This is a genomic window from Aerococcus sp. UBA6277, from assembly GCF_002440555.1.
In the GTDB taxonomy this organism is placed as follows: domain Bacteria; phylum Bacillota; class Bacilli; order Lactobacillales; family Aerococcaceae; genus Aerococcus.
The window spans coordinates 23,001-40,961 of the sequence record NZ_DJUR01000028.1 but is presented as its reverse complement, the minus strand read 5'-3'; the positions used below and the strand labels follow the sequence as shown (position 1 = coordinate 40,961).

Below are 17,961 nucleotides of genomic sequence, written 5' to 3'. Positions count from 1 at the left end.
CTTCTCTATTGCAAAACACACCGAGTAAACGCTAAAGCGTAAACTAGTCTGAAGTGGACTTGAGATGGTCGATCGAATCCGACTACAAGGTGTGAGCACCTGTTCAATATAGTAACTATTTTCAAGAAGGTCTATGATTTGAAAGTCATAGGCCTTTCTTTGCGGAAAAATCCTGTCTTTAGAAACTGTTAAAAATTTTATCACATATTTACCACAAAAATTGCTGACAATTTCATCATATCTTCAAATTTATCGCCTATTATATAAGCATACCCAATAAACAAACCAAACTTTTCTTCATAAATCTTTCTCCTCCCAATTGAAAGATTACAATTTTAACCAGCTGTCCTCCCAACGGCTGGTTATTTTTTGAATACGCAAAAAAGGGACACAAGCAAGGTCGTGTCCCTAATAGTTAAAGTTATTATCTGATTAAGAGTGGGGACCAGACTTAGCGCCGAAACTCACACCCTGAAGTTGAGTTCGTGCGACCAGCTCAAGTCCGCTTCGCAAATAGCCTTCATGATGTGCCGTCACTTTGCCTATTTACGTTATCGTTTTTGAGCTGAACGGTGTCATTCAGATCCTGTTATTAGTCAGAATATTTGTCAAAGTAGCCTTGGATATAGATAAACGGCGTACCTTTGTCTCCTGAACCTGAAGTTAAGTCAGATAATGACCCAACTAAGTCAGTGATGTTACGCGGTGTTGTACCTAATGACGTGTTATGTCCAGCTTCATCGATTTTGTCATGGTCTTTGATGTAAGCACGCATCGCTTCTGTTAATTCTTCACCAGATAAGTCACCGAACTGGTTGTCCGCAACGTATTTGATTTTGATTTCGTCTGGTGTGCCAGATAAGCCTTTAGTGAAACCAGGTGATACAACAGGGTCAGCTAATTCCCAGATATGGCCAACTGGATCTTGGAAAGCGCCGTCACCGTAAACCATTACTTCAACAGCTTTCCCAGTTGCTTTTAATAAACGTTTTTGAACGTCTTCAACGAATGCTTGTGCATCACGAGGGAATAGTTTCAAGCTATTGTTACCAGAAAGGTTAGCGCCTAATAAACCGAAGTCTTCGTTGTAACCAGAACCGTCGATTGATTGGTTTAAGATCTGGTCTAAACCAATGATTTCTTTAGCGCCATGTTTTTCTAAAGTACGGCGTGTGTATTTACGGTCGTGGATATCAGCGATTACAACTGTATCTACGTAGTCTAAAATTGTTTGTGGGTGGTTTGCGAAAATAATTTCACATTCTGCACCAGTTTCTTCCACGCATTTTTTGTATAAAGCAACGTAGTCTTCACCTGTAAACTCATGCGCCAATTCTGGGAAGTGGCTACGGAATTCAGCTTCTGTCAAAACGTCAGTGTATGGGTTTAAACCAGATGCTTCTAATTCATCGCGTGAAATTAAACGGTTACCCACTTCATCAGAAGGGTAGCTTAATTGAATCACGATTTTTTTCGCTGACATAGCGATACCTTTTAAGATTGCGTAGAAACGGTTACGGCTAAGGATTGGGTTAACGATACCAATCGTTTCGCTCTTTGTTTGACGTTGGATATCTTTTACAACAGCCTCTAACTCAACAAAGTTTCCTTGTGCACGAGCTAAAATTGACTCTGTAACTGTTACGATATCGTGGTCACGAACTTCATAACCATCTTCTTTGGCCGCGTTTAAGACAGTATCTACAACGATACCAGCTAGGTCATCGTTCTCTTTAATAATTGGGGCACGTAACCCTCTTACAACAGTACCTACAGCTCTAGACATAAATAATCGTCCCTTCAAAATTCTCTTGTGCCTTTATGGCATACTGCTTTATTATATATCAACAAAATCCCTTTGCCAATCAAGTATGAGCAAAAGCCGAACATTTTTCTCATTATTTTTAAAGTATAATTATTGGACAAGCGAAATTTGGTCATGCTATGATGAAAGTGTAAAAATTGTAGCAAAAAATCAGCCAATTGAATTCAACGCATTTGCCAGATTTGTGAGGTATGAAATGACGAATCTATTGTTTAACACATGGAATGCACGATTGAATAAGTTACTAGCTAACGGTTTTGACTGCCCTTGTGCCCTTGATGCTACAGTCCTTACACCGACTACAATGAAAATATCTATTAAAAATCCTAGCGTTTGACCTTAGTGTCTGACGCTATTTTTTTGTGTATTTTCACATCTTTAGGAGGAAAGATAAAATGAAAAAATGTTTGATCGCTATCAAACAACACAGTTTTAACCTCGCGTTTGTTAACCGGATGATGCATTCAAAAGCTGTTCCGCCGTAAGGAGGTGATCCTTTGTATCTCGGTGCTAGCCGTTAATAGCTAAACATCAAAATATAGACCAATAAAAAATACCAAATCATCAACAAGCCTAAAAGCCAACAGTTAGGCAGCATCGTTTGTTAAATGGGATCCTCTAAAGTTAGACCAAAAATCTAGCTTTAGGGGTTATTTTTTTGTCAAAATGATCACCGGATGCTGAACCGGCAGTTATCAACTGCTTTACAAGTACAATACAAAAAAGAGCTGACCATTATACGGTCACCTCTCATAAAATTCATCTAAATTTTTACAGTAATACGGCTGCTGCTAGGGCGCGCTGTACATCATATACCACGTCGCCACCTCTAAATTGTAGCGCGATCGTTGGTTGGTCGTTACCAGATAAGTAAATATCTACTTCAGCATCCACATCAAAATTCCCCACAGTTTCTACTGAAAAGCGTGAAATTGACTTGTAAGGTACACTCATGAAGTCTCGTTTCTTACCGGTAATCCCTTGTTTATCCATTAAAATTAATCGATATGATGTGAATACGACTAAGTCTCGCAAGATGTTGTAAGATAATTCAATTGATTCACCGGGAATGAGTACCTTCTCCAAAGCCTCGGAAACTCGCTCCTTATCCGCTTCAGAAGCATTACCAAATAATCCTGAAAATAAGCCCATATTGCCACTCCTTTTTTTGTAAAACAGTTGTCTACCATTTAAGTTCACTTCATTATACCGAGTAAATGAAAATAAGGTCAACCAAGGCTAATTTTGAGCTATTATCCCTAGATTTTGATATAATTAAGGTAATAAAGCGTCACACAAGTTGAGGAGGGAATATATGGGATACGAAATTAAAGAAGTCACCAATGGATTTGCCATTTTTAACGAAGCAGGCGACAAACGTATTGCTGAAATCGAGTATCAACCAAAGGCAGATAATGTCATCGTCGCAACACACACATGGACGGATCCAAGTTTACGCGGACAAGGTGTCGCTGCGCAACTTGTCGACCACCTAGTTGCCGACTCAGAGGCAAAAGGCCGAAAAATTAAAGCCGTATGCCCATATGTCGTGAAGAAATTCAACGAAAACCCAGCGAAATACGACCACATTAATGTAGACAAATAAGGATTGAAGAAGAGCCATCCCTGTCTTTGCTGGCTAGCAAGGAGAGGGATGGCTTTTTACTTTGAAGGGCACTCGCTTTCATTTTCCAATAAATATCGGTAAAATGGTTACATTAGAAAGTCTAAAGAGGTGCAATATGAAATATATTAAATTATTAGAAGACGTGTCGAATGCTTACGGGGCGCCAGGATATGAAGACCAAGTGATCGAAGTAGTGAAAGCCAACAAAGGCGATTTTAGCTTACAAGCCGATGCAATGAAAAACCTATACATGAACTTTACTGACATCGACCCCAACAAACCAACGATTATGTTAGACTCCCATATGGATGAAGTCGGATTTATGGTGCAAGCCATCGATGAAAATGGTTTATTGTTGATGCAAGCTCTAGGTGGTTGGACGGCAGCCTCTGCCCAGTCGCAATTATTCATGGTTAGAACCAATGATAATGAAAGCTATGTACCAGCTGTTGCCACAAGTAAACCTATCCATTTCATGACTGCAGAAGAAAAAGCTAAACCAGTAGCCTTAACAGACTTGAAGCTAGATGTGGGTGCTACTTCAAGAGAAGAAGTGATCAACGATTTTGGTATTACAGTCGGACAACCCGTTGTACCAGCAACCAAATTCCAGGTCAACGAAAAGAATGGCATGATGATTGGTAAAGCCTTTGACAACCGTCTTGGTGTAGCTGCAACCATCGCTGTCTTCAATGAATTAGGACTTGAAGGCGTGAAAAACTTACCATTCAATCTTGTTGGCGCTTTTGCCACTCAAGAAGAAGTTGGTTTAAGAGGGGCTAAAGTCACAACAAACCGCATTGATCCACAAGTGGCCATTGTTTTTGAAGGAACGCCTTCAGACGATTATGCAAAGTCAGCTACACTTGGCCAAGGACGCGTGAAACAAGGACCGCAATTGCGGTATCGCGATTCAACTTATATCGCTTCTGACCATTTAAATGGTCTATTTTTAAAAGCAAGTGAAGATGCGGGCATCACAATCCAACAAGCCGTCCGCGATGGTGGTGGTACAAATGCTGGTTCAATCCATACTGCAAATAATGGGGTATCAGTGATTACACTAGGTATGCCAACTCGTTATGCACATACTCATTACCTAATATCTGCCTATCAAGACTTCCAAGACACTGTGGACGTCACCGTAGCCTTCTTAAAAGGCTTAACAGCAGAGGACCTAGCCTTCACATCATTACAGGACTTATAAGCATAGAAACCCAAAAGACTGTGGCAAAATGTCATAGTCTTTTTGCTTGGCTTCGATTTGAATAGCCTACTGGCGCAAGGTTCAAGCATTGGTTAGAGAAAAGAGGCTAATTGTTTTTCTTGAAATATAAGGGCCTTACTTTTGTAAGCGATTCCATTTTTATGTTATACTTTATATAGAAAGAAAGTAAGGGGGTAACCAAAATGATTCTTGATAACATTCAACGTATATTGGTGCCAGTAGATGACTCGGACAACAGTAAAGCAGCCTTTCGAGATGCAGTTGAGATTGCCATGCGATCAAATGCTACCGTAGACGTCCTATCAGTAATTGCAGATGACTATGTGTTTAGTGACTTGCGGGTATCTGAAACAGATATCAACGAGATGAAAAAACGTACCCTAGAAACCCTTGAAAAATATGAAGATTATGGTAAAACCCGTAATTTCAATGACATACGTACCTTCACCTCTTTTGGAAACCCAAGACGTGAAGTAGCCAAAATTGCTAATGAAGGTGACTACCAATTAGTTGTAATTGGTGCAACTGGTAAAGGCGCTGTAACGCGTGCCCTAGTTGGGTCTGTGGCAGAGAACACAGTACGACTATCTAAAATCCCAGTACTAGTTGTGAAATAGGATGGGGATGAACACAAGCACCCATGAGGAGGGGTTATCATGTCAGTAGCAGAATACAAAAAGCTTTTAATTCCAGTAGATGGATCAGATGCTTCATACCGTGCTTTTAAAGAAGCAGTATCTATCGCCAAGCGAAATGATTCTGAGTTGATCGTGTTGAATGTGTTAGATGACTTTGTGCGTTTCGGTAATCCGGAAGCCTCTATGCGATTATATGACGACTTGCGGGCGGATGCTTTAAGTGTCTTAGAATCTTATGAAGCAGAAGCCAAAGAAGCTGGCCTTGAAAATGTAACCCTTGAAATCATCAAAGGCGACGCAAGATACGGTATTGTAGAGTTCGCAGATACAGCCAAAGCGGACCTTGTGGTTGTAGGTGCAACTGGTAAAGGGGCAATTGAACGAGCCATGATGGGTTCCGTATCTGAATATGTAGTACGTAACGTCAAATCACATGTATTAGTCATAAAATAATGGTTTTGAACTCAATAGCTTTGCTCGAGCGATTGAGGATGAAAAACGAGCTAACTAACATGAGGGGCTGGGAATACGAATTCCTGGCTTCTTTTTTGCATCTTGGTGGCAAGGTTATAGACTGCTTCCTATCCTCAGTCTGGTTAATGATTTTTCCTGACAATTGCGTTATAATAATTAAAAAAGAATTAGAGAGACGGAGGCAATGGGATGAAAACAAATAAATTAGTAGTTGTGGGTGTTGGTCACGTAGGTTCTTACGTATTGGCGGATGCCATGAAGGCTGGTGTTTTTGGTGAAATTGGCGTCATTGATATCGATGAAAATATCGCGCGAGGTGAAGCGGTCGATCAAGAGCAGGCCCGAGCTTTAACTTACATGAACAATATTAAAGTGACCCACGGTGGTTACGAGCAAATAGATGATGCGGATGTTATCGTAATTGCGGCCGGGAATTCTATGAAACCTGATCCCAATAACCCAACTGCCGAACCGGACCGGGCAACCCTAGCGAAAATCACTTCAAAAACCATTCGTGACGTAATGGAGAACATCGTTGAGCACACCAAAGAGGCCATTATCATTGTGATTACCAACCCGCTAGACACCATTTTATATATTGCGGAAAATGAGTTTGATTATCCTGAAGGGAAGATTTTTGGAACAGGAACTATGCTTGATTCAGCTCGCTTGCGTAATGTTTTCGCCAACGCTTACGACGTTGACCCTAAATCAGTTGTCGGCTATATGATGGGGGAACACGGGGCTACAGCCTTCCCAGTCTTGAGTAAATTGAATATTCAAGGAGTGGCTTACGAAGAACTAGACCAATACTTTGACCGCGACCCACAAGTTGACCTATCAAGTCCTGAAGATATCAAGAAGAATGTGGTTTCTGCAGCTTATGATGTCTTTAATGGCAAGGGGTGGACCAATGCGGGTGTTGCTCAAGCAGCAGTTACGATGGCTAAGGCCGTTGTTCTTGATGAACGTAGTGTCTACCCAGCCTGCACCACCTTACGGGGCGAATACGGCTATAACGGTAACGTTGCCCTATCAATGCCCTGTATTATTGGCGTTAATGGCGTGGAAAAACGACTACCCGTTAGCTTGAATGCTTGGGAAGAGGCAAAATTGCACGAGTCGGCAGCTTACATTCAAAAAGCCATGCAAGACGCGGATGTGAAATTCTAACAGACAGTTATTTTTCAAAATACCTGTCTTAAATATACAAAAAATAACCCATCAACCTGGCGTACGCTGTTTGCGTCTGGTTGATGGGTTTTATCGCAATAGTTTTTTTACAAAGAGTTTTGCAAGGGATTTAACCTAAAGCAACGTCTAGGGTCATCATGACACCAAAGCCAATAAGTAGAGCGACGGTGGCGATATCTGAGTTACCATGCGATTGTGATTCTGGAATCAGTTGTTCCACACAAACGAAGATCATGGCACCTGCTGCAAAGGCTAGTGCATAAGGTAAGATAACAGTCACTTGAGAAACCAGTAAAGCGCCTAAAGCGGCACCGACGATTTCTACTAGGGCAGATGCTTGACCCAACTGGAAGGCACGCCATTTGCTGGCACCTTCTGCGCGGATTGGCATAGATAAGGCTGACCCTTCAGGGAAGTTTTGTAGCCCAATCCCCATGGTTAATACCAAGGCAGAAGCCAGACTTGCAGCATTAAATTCGTTGGCCCCGTATGCTACCCCAACAGATAGACCTTCGGGGATGTTGTGGATGGTTACGGCTAATAATAACAAGGTTGTTGCTGGCAACTTGGTCTTAGGTCCTTCAGCATCCATTTTATTTTGTCCCATATGTAAATGGGGGGTGATGTAATCGATCAAACGTAGGAAAAGTCCCCCTACGATAAAACCAATTAAGGCTGGTACAAAGGCAAAACGGCCCCACCCACCTGCCTCTGCATATTCAATTGATGGGGCAAGAAGTGACCAGAAACTTGCGGCAATCATAACCCCAGCAGCAAATCCATTCATAATATCCAATATACGACGGTTAATTTCATTAAAGAAAAATACCAATGCTGAACCTAAGGCCGTCATCGACCAAGTAAAGACGCCGGCCAGCGTAGCTTGTAAAATCGGGTTGGCAGTTGCAAACCATTCAAACATTCACATTCACTCCATTTCTCCTAATATTCCACTTTTATTATAAATCATTTGGTATAGCATTTCATTGGAATTAGCAAAGTTTTGGTTTTTTTATTCGGGATACCAAAAAATATGAGAAGAAAGAAGCAAGAGTGTTTACCACTGAGAAAAAATAAGGTATACTGTATATGAGCTTACTTTTAGTAAGTGTTTTTTAAAAAAGTAAGTTGTTAAATCAAAATTTAATGATAATAGTTGAAGCAAACGCAACTCGTATATATAAACAAAATAAAAGGTGGAAATATAAAATGGAAGAACAATTTTTTAATGATGTTACAATCTCAACAGTTACTTACCGCGTAAAAAACTTAAACAAAATGAAACGCTACTACAACGAAGTAATCGGTTTAGAAATCTTAAAAGATGAAGAAACTGAAGGTATCGTTGAATTAGGTTCCAAAGGGCAAGATGCACCGCAATTAATCTTAGACGGTAAAGCAGACTACAAATTAATCACTGGTCCGAAAAACGGTCTATTCCACACAGCTTGGTTGTTGCCTTCTCGTGCCGCTTTAGGTGACGTTTTATATCGTATGTTATTAAACCAAACACAATTATCAGGTGCTTCAGACCACTCTTACTCAGAAGCATTATACTTACAAGATCCAGAAGACAATGGTATTGAAATTTACGCTGATCGTATTGCTGACCAATGGACACATGGTCCAAACGGTGGGGTAACTGGTGTGACTGAACCAATGGATGCAGAAGGCGTATTAGCTAGCCGTTCATCTGACGAACCACAAGCATTCTTCGCTGAAGGGACAATCATCGGTCACTTACACTTATCATCAGCTAAAGTAGAAGACTTCTTCGGTTTCTTAACAGATGAAATGGTCTTAGAAGAGCAAATGGGCTTCACGAATAATGTCCACTTCACTTCATACTCTGACTACCACCACCACATCGCTGTAAACGCTTGGGGTGCAGAATCGATGGTACCTTACGCTGAAGACCAAACTGGTTTAGCAGCATACACATTAACTTACCATAACCAAGAATTATACAATAACATCGTAGCGAAATTAAAAGCTAACGGTCGCGTAGTTGCTGAAGAAGCAAATCATGTAACAGCCAAAGACGCGAATGGCGTTATCGTATACGTAGATTTTAAATAATCCAATATTCTTATTGACGGAAGGGCTATCAGCTTAATGGTTGATGGTCCTTTTTGCTGTGGGAAAATGTCGTCCAATCAACAACTTGATTGTGTTCGTTTTTAGCGAACAACACCGTTCTAATATCCATAAATTTTAATCATTTAAACCATGTTATGATTGGTAAAAGCGATAACAGAATTTAATTGAATTTTAATAGAAGGACGGTAATGACGATGACAGAACGACATATTGAAACTTTGCTTGCACAAATTGGTAACCGTAGTGACAAGGCTTATGGTGCGATTAACACGCCACTATATTTCTCAACAGCCTATAAGCACCCAGGCCTAGGTGAATCCACTGGTTACGACTATACGCGTACGGCCAACCCCACTCGTGACGTCTTGCAAGAAGCAATTGCAGTTTTGGAGTATGGTGAACAAGGGTTTGCTACGTCATCAGGTATGGCAGCTATTCAATTAGTTATTGAAGGCTTATTATCACATGGTGATACAGTCGTTACCCTACAAGATTTATATGGTGGCTCATACCGTTACTTCCATCACATGGAGGAAAAGGGCTTCTACAACTTCACTTACTGTTTAACAGAAGATGAAGTGTACGCTGAAATTGAAAAAGGACCGAAATTAGTCTTCATCGAAACACCAACTAATCCAATGATGGTGGAATTTGATATTGCGGAAATTTCTAAACGTGCCCATGCAGTTGGCGCTGTAGTTGTTGTAGACAATACTTTCTACACACCACTCATCCAACGCCCACTTGAAGAAGGGGCGGATGTTGTCATCCATTCAGCAACGAAATATATTGGTGGTCACAATGATGTCTTAGGTGGTTTAGTAGCCAGCAAGGGTCAAGATATCAATGAAAAATTAGTCTTCCAATTGAATACAACAGGGGCAACTTTAGATCCTTTTGCCTGTTGGTTGATCATGCGTGGACTAAAAACCTTGGCAGTTCGCTTGCAACAACATGAAAAGAACGCCAAATCCTTAGTAGAAGCTTTAGAAAACCACCCAGCAATTGAGAAAGTGTATTACTCAGGACGCGGGGGTATGGTATCATTCGCAGTGAAAGACGCTGGCATTATCCGTGATGCCTTGAACAGCTTGAAGATTTTTACTTTTGCAGAGAGTTTAGGTGGGGTAGAAAGTTTAATTACTTACCCAGAAACACAAACGCATGCGGATATCCCAACTGAATTACGGGCGCAATACGGCCTAACTGACAAGGTTTTACGGATATCAACAGGGATTGAAAATAGTGATGATTTAGTGGCAGATATTAACCAAGCTTTTAACGTTTAAAAAAGTGATCATCTGTGAGCAGTAATAGTGAAAAACGAATTTGATTAGTGTAATATATGAAATTGTGAGTGTAAGAGTTCACAAGGGAAGGATGGAGAGAGCCATGAACTTTCAAAAACTAAAATATGCTGTTGTCGTCGCTGATAGCGGATCATTCCGTGAGGCAGCTAGACGGCTGTTCATGGCGCAATCTTCTTTATCAACGGCCATTCGTGAGTTGGAAGAAATGTATGACTTACAAATCTTCGAGCGCACAAAACGCGGTATCTTCATTACTGAAGAAGGTAGCGAATTCTTATCGTACGCTCGTGATGTCTTGTCGCAGGTATCCGTTATGGAGAATCGTTACTTAGATGCCGACCGAAAAAAATTGTTTTCTGTATCTAGTCAGCATTATGACTTTGTGTCAGAAGCTTTTGCGGTATTAGTTGCAAATGATGAAGATCGCGCCCACCATTATCGTTTATTAGAAACCTCAACAACTGATGTAATGGAAAATGTCAAAAATGCCTATTCTGAAATCGGGATTTTATACATGAATGCTTACAACCAAAAGGTCATTAAGCAGTACCTAAACCATAACGAGTTGAGCTATACAGAAATCGGGGCCTTTCAACCCCATGTTTTCGTCGGTAAACAACATCCCTTAGCAGATAGAGAAAGCCTAACCCAAGCAGATTTGCTGGCCTATCCATCTGTTACATTCGAACAGACACAAGGTTCCTCAGCTCAATTAACTGAGGAAGCATTGGACTTGGGAGAGGACTCTACACAATCAACCATTTACGTCAGCGACCGGGCGACTTCGATTAATGTCTTAGTGAAAACTGACGCTATCCTAGTGGGTACAGGTATATTGACTTCACCATTCCGTGACATGATGACCACCGTCCCTGTTACAGATGTTGAAGACAACCATATTATTTACATTCAAAACAAATACCGTAAACTATCTAGCGAAGCCGAACGATTCATTGGCATTTTGAACGACCAGTTGAATGATGTAATTGGATCTGCTGATTCTTAATCAGCACCACATTTATATCAATATTCAGGAGGAAGACAAGATGGCAGTTATCATTACATTAGCTATTTTTGTACTTGTATTGTTATTCCTAAACCGTTTAGCAGGGAAACACGTGAAATATTCAAACCGTGTCTTTATCGGATTAGGTATTGGGATTGTTTTTGGTATTATTATTCAATTACTATTTGGTTCCGACTCAAGTACAACCACAACAATTTTAGATTGGATCAACATCATCGGGAACGGATACGTATCCTTCCTACAAATGCTTGTTGTACCATTAATCTTCGTTTCACTAGTCCGCGCCTTTACCAGAGTAGAAGGTGAGAAGAACCTTGGCAAAATAGGTTTCAACGTCCTAGCTGTATTAATTATCACAGTAGCCGTTGCATCCGTTATTGGCTTATCCATTGCCTTACTATTCAACTTAGACGGTGCAGAATTTACCCAAGGGGCAGCCGAAACAGCACGAATCGCTTATATCCAAGAGCGCCAAGCTGAAATCGCTGATACAACCCTACCGCAACAAATCCTGTCATTTATCCCAACAAATATCTTTGAAGACTTAGCGGGCTTACGTCAATCAAGTAACATCGCAGTAGTAATCTTTTCAGCCTTCGTTGGTGTCGCTTATCTAGGTATCGCAAGAAAACACCCAGAAGAAGCTTCATACTTTAAGAAAATGATCGATATGTTAGACGCCATCGTTTCACGTATCGTGACATTAGTCTTGAGAATGGCGCCTTATGGTATCTTTGCCTTAATGGTGAAAGCCATGGCATCATCAAGCTTCCAAGCCCTATTGAATATGGCCACATTCGTTATCGCAGCTTACGTAGCCATTATTATCATGTTCGCAATTCATGCCTTGATCTTAGTTGGTTTCAAAGTCAACCCAATCAACTACTTCAAGAAAGCATCTTCTGTATTAGGCTTTGCCTTTACATCACGTTCAAGTGGTGGGGCATTACCAATGAACATCCAGACACAAACAGATGCTTTAGGTGTAGAAGATGCAACAGCTAACTTCGCCGGTACCTTTGGTTTATCCATCGGTCAAAACGGTTGTGCGGGTATCTACCCAACCATGTTAGTAGCCATCGTAGCCCCAACAGTGGGTATGGACCTATCTGACCCAATGGTTTGGTTAACCATTATTGGAGCTATCGTTATTTCATCATTCGGTGTAGCCGGTGTTGGTGGTGGTGCAACCTTCGCATCACTAATCGTATTCGGAACTCTAGGCTTACCAGTAGAAATCATTGGTTTAATGGTTTCAATTGAACCAATTGTTGACATGGGCCGTACAGCCTTAAACGTTAACGACTCAATCCTAGCAGGTGTTGTCACTTCTAAACGTTTGGGCACTCTAAACGAAGATGTATTCAATAATCCAGACGCACAAATTGAAGTTGGTTAATAGAAACAAAGAAAGTCGTCCTTGAAAAAGGGCGACTTTTTTTGTTAGCGATAAATGTATTTGTCAACGGGTATTAGCGCTGGCTTTATCGACCAAACTTTAGAATAGTTGTTTGCTTATTACGTACTACTTTTTAAAAAGAACACCTCCACAGCGTCGTTAGAAAACAACTGCGCTTTCCTAGCATGCCTTCGCAGTGGTTCTGGATAGCCTGGTGCATATCATTCTATTTTGGACTTTAACCTTACAGAATGAATAGCCAGACAAGCCCTTAGGCCACGGCTAAGGGCGGTTCAACTGCATCTAAGTCAATGATAGTGAAAGCATAAGCCTACAGATTATGGAAATTCTTTTAGGACATGTTTTTATTCCGAAGTTTCGTCTAGTTTTCACGCATAATATCAACACTTGTGGTTCGTTGGTCAAAGTGCTTGCCGACTGTGATGATGTGGTCCAGGTTTTCGTCATAGTCTTTGGCAAAGACTATGGCGTAAAGCAAGTTAAGTAGGTAAATGATCGAGGTATTAGAGGTGAAGTTACCGATTTTGGAGTACAATTTTTCCCGAGTCGTAATATTCAACCGGCAATCACTCATCTGTGAAATCTTGTTGTCCCCAATGCTGGTCAGACTGATAATAGGCACTTCCTTATGCTTCAATATTTCCATGCATTTAATTAACCCAGCATTCTCTCCAGAATAAGAAATAATAATAGCGCAGGTATCTTGATCCGAATAGTAGGCTTCATAGTCTACATAATGAAAGGTGGAAGCGATAGTCACGTTTCGGTTAATCCGTCGCATCTTGGTAACAAATTCCTGTGAAATCATGGCATTGGTATGACTACCGAAAATTTTAATATTTTTAGCCTTCAACAAAATGTCCTGGGCCTTTTGAATCTCCTGGTAGTCCAGTAAAGATAGAGTATCTTGGATGGTGTTTTGGTCTAGACTGGCCATCTTGTTGGCGATAGTGGCTAGGGAATCGTTTTTGGCGAAAGGACGGTTGGCGTCAATGGCATTGTAGTGGCTATTTAAATACAACCATTCGTCTAGGTAGGCGGTGCGTAAATCCGTCCAACCTTTGTAACCCAGTTTCTTGGCTACCCGGATGAGACTGGTTGGATTGGTATGGGTAATTTCTGCGAAATGCGTAGTCGTTAATTGGTCGAGTTTTTCTGGATGTTCAATCATGTATTGCACTATGGATTGTTCAGCGTGGGAAAAGTGAGTGGTTTTCATTTGTTCAATCAGCAACATGGCGATACCCCCCCTTTTTTACAGATAATAGCATATTTTGTGTAAGGGTGACACAAGAATTTCAATTAAGTGGACTTACTTTGTGTTTGGCCTTACTATTTGATTTGTTCATATTGTAAAGGGTTACAATATAAAATATGATGAGGGTAATCAAATTATAGGAGGTTGAACAGGATGGGTAAAGGGTTAAAAATTGTCACAATTGGTGGCGGTTCTTCGTATACACCAGAATTAATTGAAGGTTACATTAAACGTAAAGATGAGATGCCAATTGATGAGATTGTCTTAGTGGATATTGAGGCAGGGCAGGAAAAATTAAATATTGTTGGGGAAATGGCTAATCGGATGGTGAAGGCTGCTGGAAGGTTACCTTAACTTTAGACCGGTTCAATGCCTTGAAAGATGCGGACTTTGTCACAACGCAATTTCGTGTGGGCTTGCTAGATGCACGTGTGAAGGATGAACGTATTCCTTTATCTCACGGGATTTTAGGTCAAGAAACTAATGGTGCTGGTGGGATGTTGAAGGCCTTTAGAACCATTCCGATTATCGGTCAAATTATTGAAGATATGAAAGTACAATGTCCGGATGCTTGGTTGATTAACTTTACCAATCCAGCGGGGATGGTCACTGAAGCAGCGATTAAACAATTCGGTTGGAAGCGGACAATTGGTTTATGTAATGTGCCGATTACCCACTGTATGGATATTGCTGGGCAGTTGGATGTTGAACAGGAAGACTTGTTCTACCAATTTGCTGGTATTAACCACTTTCACTGGCATAAAGTTTGGGACCGTCAAGGCAAGGAATTAACAGCTAAAGTCATTGATTTATTATACAAAAAATCAGATGATGGCCTAGAATCAGCCTTGAAGAATATCCATGATGCCAACTATCATATTGAACAAATTCAAGATTTGGCCATCTTACCATGTGGTTACCACCGTTACTACTACTCTGAAGATGAGATGTTACAACATTCTATTGAAGAGTTTAAAGCAGGGGCAACACGTGCACAAGTCGTGAAGAAGACTGAGCAACAATTGTTTGAATTGTATAAAGATCCAGCTTTAGACTACAAGCCTGAAGAATTAACCCAACGTGGTGGGACTTACTATTCTGACGCCGCTTGTGAGGTAATTGCTTCTATCTACAACGACAAACAGACTGTTATGGTGGGTTTCTACCCAAAATAACGGGACGATCCAAGACATACCGTACGATGCCATTGTGGAAGTATCTGCCCAAATCACTAGCCACGGCGCTGTACCATTCAACTGGGGTGAATTTATGCCAGCCGCTCGTGGGATGATCCAATTGATGAAGGGGATGGAAGAAACGGTTATCCATGCCGCCGTTGAAGGGAATTACGGGGCAGCTTTACATGCCTTCACGATTAACCCCCTAGTACCAGGTGGTCAGATGGCTAAACGCGTCTTGGACGAATTATTATATGCTCACAAAGCGCATTTACCACAATCTGCTGACAAGATTGCTGAAATTGAAGCCAATCAACCAGATGTTGTGGCTTATGTAGACAAATTAATGCAATCGAATTAAGTGCTTGTTTTTTAAAAAAATGACAAGTCCTTTGTCAAAAATTTTCGCCATAAAAATAGCGTGCCTCAGGGAGTTGACTGACCTTCCTGGGGCACGCTTTTTCCAATATGATGACGCTGGCTATTAAAAACCGTAAGCAGCATCTTTTTTGGCTTGAATTTCTGCTTGTACGTCTGCCATGGTGAAGACATCATCGACCAATCGTTCAATACGGAAAATGATCTCATCACTGACGATTTCGTTGCGGCTGAAGTCTCGGTCTTCAATAAAGACGTACTTGTTGACGACAGTGGCCTTCATATAATTTAAGATCGGCATTAATTGGGTTTCAACCATTAAATAATGACGCGGAGAACCAGCAGTGTTGATGACGCCAACCACCTTGTCCCGGAAGGCATTCACAGGTAGCAGGTCGAACAAGTTTTTCACGGTAGCTGGGTATGAAGCTTGGAAAGTCGGCATGGTCAAGACTAAGACATCTGCAGCCATGATGGTTTTAAGGACTTGGCCAGTGTCACCAGGGTATTCAAAATAATTGCGGCCATCTGAAAAAACCATGACCTTTTCAGCCAGGTCAATTAATTCCATGTCCGCATCTGGGCGGTAGCTTTTTGCTTGTTTAATGTATTCATCTGCAGCAACACGTGATTTGGTGCCGACATTTGATCCGCTGATAACCACTGTCTTCATGGTGGGTAAACTCCTTTTTCAATTGTAATAATGGGTAATATATATTTGAATAATTACTTATTTTTATATAGTGTAACACGTTTTGATAGGCTTGGAAAACGCTTTGTTTCGTTTTCGAAATATTATGCGGAATGTTTGAATTGTCATAACTTTTATTGTAACCTATAGATAATCATTTATAATATATAAATAAATTAGGAGGGGATCCGATGGGTGGTTTTAGAAGATTTCTACAAATTATATTAACCCTAGTGGGCTTGGTTGCATTATTAGCTGCAATTGCCTTGTTTTACCCAATTCAATACCTAACACCTTTCGTTAAAGAGACTGTCTTAGGCAATACCTATGGTCAATGGGCCATGTTAGCTGGTTTAGCCTTTGTAGCCTTGCTTGTGTTAGTTGTTTTCCTACAGGCGGTTGTGGCACCAGCGAAACGTGACCACTTAGAAGTCAAAACGGATGCCGGTGTATTAAGTTTTACCAAACATTCTGTTGAAGATACAGCAGTCCGCGCTAGCCAGCGTGTGTCAGGGGTAAAATTCCCTGAAGCAAAAGTGCGATTTGGTAAACGTCCTGAAGATACAAAAGTAAGCGTTGTTTTCCAAGTGGATGACGTAGCCAATGTGATTGACTTGGCTAGTCGGGTACAAGAACGTGTACGTGATACGGTGGCCGTTTCATTGGGGATTCCAGTTGCGGATGTTAATGTGATGGTCAATCAAATTGATCGTAGTGTTGTCGTAGCTGAAAAACAAGCCAAACAGAAAGCTGCACCACGTGTGCAATAAGGAGGAGGGATAATATGTCAGAACGGAATAAACGAGAAGAACGTGCGATTTGGCGCCAATACAAAGGGCGAATTATCGGCTTATTATCAGCCTTTATCTTTGCACTATTGTGGGTAGTCTTTAATTTCGGGATGGCGTTACTGGTATTTATCATCGCAGCAGTCGGCTTTATTATCGGTGCTTACTTTGATGGTGAGGTCGACTTACGTGCCTGGTTACGGTTCTTTATGAAATAGTCGAAGGGTTATCGGTTGATAATCAGAAATATTCACGTTATCATTAACTTATAGGTTATTTAAAGTTGGCTAGATGACCAACATAAATATTAGGAGGAATTAAATTATGGCTGAAACAAATGAACAAGTAAAACACGAAAATAATTTAGCTTTTGAACCTCGCGTGTTAGAACGTATTGCGAATAACTCAGTTCAAGATGTTGACGGCATTTTAGAGTTGAAAGGTAACTTCACATCTGGCGTGAAAAGCTTCTTCTCTTCTGAAGATGATAAAACAAAAGGTGTTAATGCTGAAGTTGGTAGTAAAGAAGTAGCCATCGACTTAGAAGTAATTGCTGAATACGGCAAAAACATTCCTGCAGCCTTTAACCAAACAATCGAAAAAGTGAAAGCAAACGTTGAAAAAATGACTGGTTTAACAGTTGTTGAAGTGAACATGAATGTTAACGACGTGATGACACGTGCAGATTATCAACAACAACAATCTGAAGAAGAACGTCAACGCGCTGAAGAACGCCGTCGTGCCCACCAAAATGGTGAATTTACAGATGGTTCAAGAGTACAATAATAACTAACATATATAGATAGCTAGTATCTATTATCATGT

17 protein-coding genes and 1 pseudogene are annotated in these 17,961 nt (G+C 40.8%); 13 read left to right on the top strand and 5 right to left on the bottom strand.

Translation table 11 applies throughout. The features are described 5' to 3' along the window. Positions 1–592: 592 nt before the first annotated feature. Both B2V22_RS05040 and B2V22_RS05035 read right to left on the bottom strand, forming a co-directional pair. Positions 593–1,786: a coenzyme F420-0:L-glutamate ligase gene (locus tag B2V22_RS05040; protein WP_290490870.1), complete on the bottom strand. Its 1,194-nt coding sequence runs from the start codon at positions 1,784–1,786 to the stop codon at positions 593–595. A gap of 810 nt (positions 1,787–2,596) precedes the next feature. Beyond that, positions 2,597–2,977 (bottom strand): PH domain-containing protein, encoded by a 381-nt coding sequence (locus B2V22_RS05035; protein ID WP_003143637.1) that lies wholly within the window; start codon positions 2,975–2,977, stop codon positions 2,597–2,599. A gap of 163 nt (positions 2,978–3,140) precedes the next feature. Between B2V22_RS05035 and B2V22_RS05030 the strand changes: the two genes are divergently transcribed. From B2V22_RS05030 to B2V22_RS05010, 5 genes are all read left to right on the top strand, one after another. Next, on the top strand, positions 3,141–3,431 hold the full coding sequence (locus B2V22_RS05030; protein WP_290490869.1) for a GNAT family N-acetyltransferase: 291 nt from the start codon (positions 3,141–3,143) through the stop codon (positions 3,429–3,431). Positions 3,432–3,567: 136 nt separating this feature from the next. Next, a complete protein-coding gene (locus B2V22_RS05025; protein WP_290490868.1) occupies positions 3,568–4,659 on the top strand; it encodes a M42 family metallopeptidase in 1,092 nt (363 codons plus the stop codon). Positions 4,660–4,862: 203 nt separating this feature from the next. Further along, positions 4,863–5,297 carry a universal stress protein gene (locus B2V22_RS05020; RefSeq protein ID WP_290490867.1) on the top strand — a complete coding sequence of 145 codons (435 nt, stop codon included), beginning with the start codon at positions 4,863–4,865 and terminating at the stop codon, positions 5,295–5,297. 39 nt (positions 5,298–5,336) lie between these two features. Continuing rightward, entirely contained in the window at positions 5,337–5,771 is a 435-nt protein-coding gene (locus B2V22_RS05015) for a universal stress protein (protein WP_290490866.1), read from the top strand. 210 nt (positions 5,772–5,981) lie between these two features. Next, entirely contained in the window at positions 5,982–6,965 is a 984-nt protein-coding gene (locus B2V22_RS05010; RefSeq protein ID WP_290490865.1) for a lactate/malate family dehydrogenase, read from the top strand. 130 nt (positions 6,966–7,095) lie between these two features. Here the strand turns inward: B2V22_RS05010 and B2V22_RS05005 are convergent, their stop codons facing one another. Next, the gene (locus tag B2V22_RS05005; protein WP_069285473.1) at positions 7,096–7,908 is read right to left on the bottom strand and encodes a ZIP family metal transporter; all 813 of its coding nucleotides are present in this window, start codon (positions 7,906–7,908) and stop codon (positions 7,096–7,098) included. A gap of 287 nt (positions 7,909–8,195) precedes the next feature. On the opposite strand from B2V22_RS05005, the gene B2V22_RS05000 reads away from it, so the two are divergent. The 4 genes from B2V22_RS05000 to B2V22_RS04985 all read left to right on the top strand — a co-directional run bounded on the left by B2V22_RS05000 (position 8,196) and on the right by B2V22_RS04985 (position 12,822). Continuing rightward, positions 8,196–9,065, top strand: a complete 870-nt coding sequence (locus tag B2V22_RS05000) for a VOC family protein (protein WP_290490864.1) — start codon at positions 8,196–8,198, stop codon at positions 9,063–9,065. A gap of 209 nt (positions 9,066–9,274) precedes the next feature. Beyond that, complete coding sequence (locus B2V22_RS04995; RefSeq protein WP_290490863.1) at positions 9,275–10,375, top strand: aminotransferase class V-fold PLP-dependent enzyme; 1,101 nt, start codon at positions 9,275–9,277, stop codon at positions 10,373–10,375. A gap of 103 nt (positions 10,376–10,478) precedes the next feature. After that, positions 10,479–11,402 carry a LysR family transcriptional regulator gene (locus tag B2V22_RS04990; RefSeq protein ID WP_048729424.1) on the top strand — a complete coding sequence of 308 codons (924 nt, stop codon included), beginning with the start codon at positions 10,479–10,481 and terminating at the stop codon, positions 11,400–11,402. Positions 11,403–11,442: 40 nt separating this feature from the next. Continuing rightward, entirely contained in the window at positions 11,443–12,822 is a 1,380-nt protein-coding gene (locus B2V22_RS04985) for an L-cystine transporter (protein WP_290490862.1), read from the top strand. Between the two features lie 382 nt (positions 12,823–13,204). Here B2V22_RS04985 and B2V22_RS04980 read toward each other — a convergent pair whose 3' ends face one another. Next, complete coding sequence (locus B2V22_RS04980; protein WP_290490861.1) at positions 13,205–14,080, bottom strand: MurR/RpiR family transcriptional regulator; 876 nt, start codon at positions 14,078–14,080, stop codon at positions 13,205–13,207. Between the two features lie 174 nt (positions 14,081–14,254). On the opposite strand from B2V22_RS04980, the pseudogene B2V22_RS08500 reads away from it, so the two are divergent. After that, positions 14,255–15,640 (top strand): annotated as a pseudogene (locus tag B2V22_RS08500) (6-phospho-beta-glucosidase). 123 nt (positions 15,641–15,763) lie between these two features. On the opposite strand, the gene B2V22_RS04970 reads toward B2V22_RS08500, so the two are convergent. Beyond that, the gene (locus B2V22_RS04970) at positions 15,764–16,330 is read right to left on the bottom strand and encodes an NADPH-dependent FMN reductase (RefSeq protein ID WP_290490860.1); all 567 of its coding nucleotides are present in this window, start codon (positions 16,328–16,330) and stop codon (positions 15,764–15,766) included. A 209-nt stretch (positions 16,331–16,539) separates the two neighbouring features. On the opposite strand from B2V22_RS04970, the gene amaP reads away from it, so the two are divergent. The 3 genes from amaP to B2V22_RS04955 all read left to right on the top strand — a co-directional run bounded on the left by amaP (position 16,540) and on the right by B2V22_RS04955 (position 17,922). Continuing rightward, complete coding sequence (gene amaP / locus B2V22_RS04965; RefSeq protein ID WP_290490859.1) at positions 16,540–17,118, top strand: alkaline shock response membrane anchor protein AmaP; 579 nt, start codon at positions 16,540–16,542, stop codon at positions 17,116–17,118. Between the two features lie 14 nt (positions 17,119–17,132). Continuing rightward, positions 17,133–17,354 (top strand): DUF2273 domain-containing protein, encoded by a 222-nt coding sequence (locus B2V22_RS04960; RefSeq protein ID WP_290490858.1) that lies wholly within the window; start codon positions 17,133–17,135, stop codon positions 17,352–17,354. 106 nt (positions 17,355–17,460) lie between these two features. Continuing rightward, positions 17,461–17,922 carry an Asp23/Gls24 family envelope stress response protein gene (locus tag B2V22_RS04955; protein ID WP_069285465.1) on the top strand — a complete coding sequence of 154 codons (462 nt, stop codon included), beginning with the start codon at positions 17,461–17,463 and terminating at the stop codon, positions 17,920–17,922. Positions 17,923–17,961: the final 39 nt, after the last annotated feature.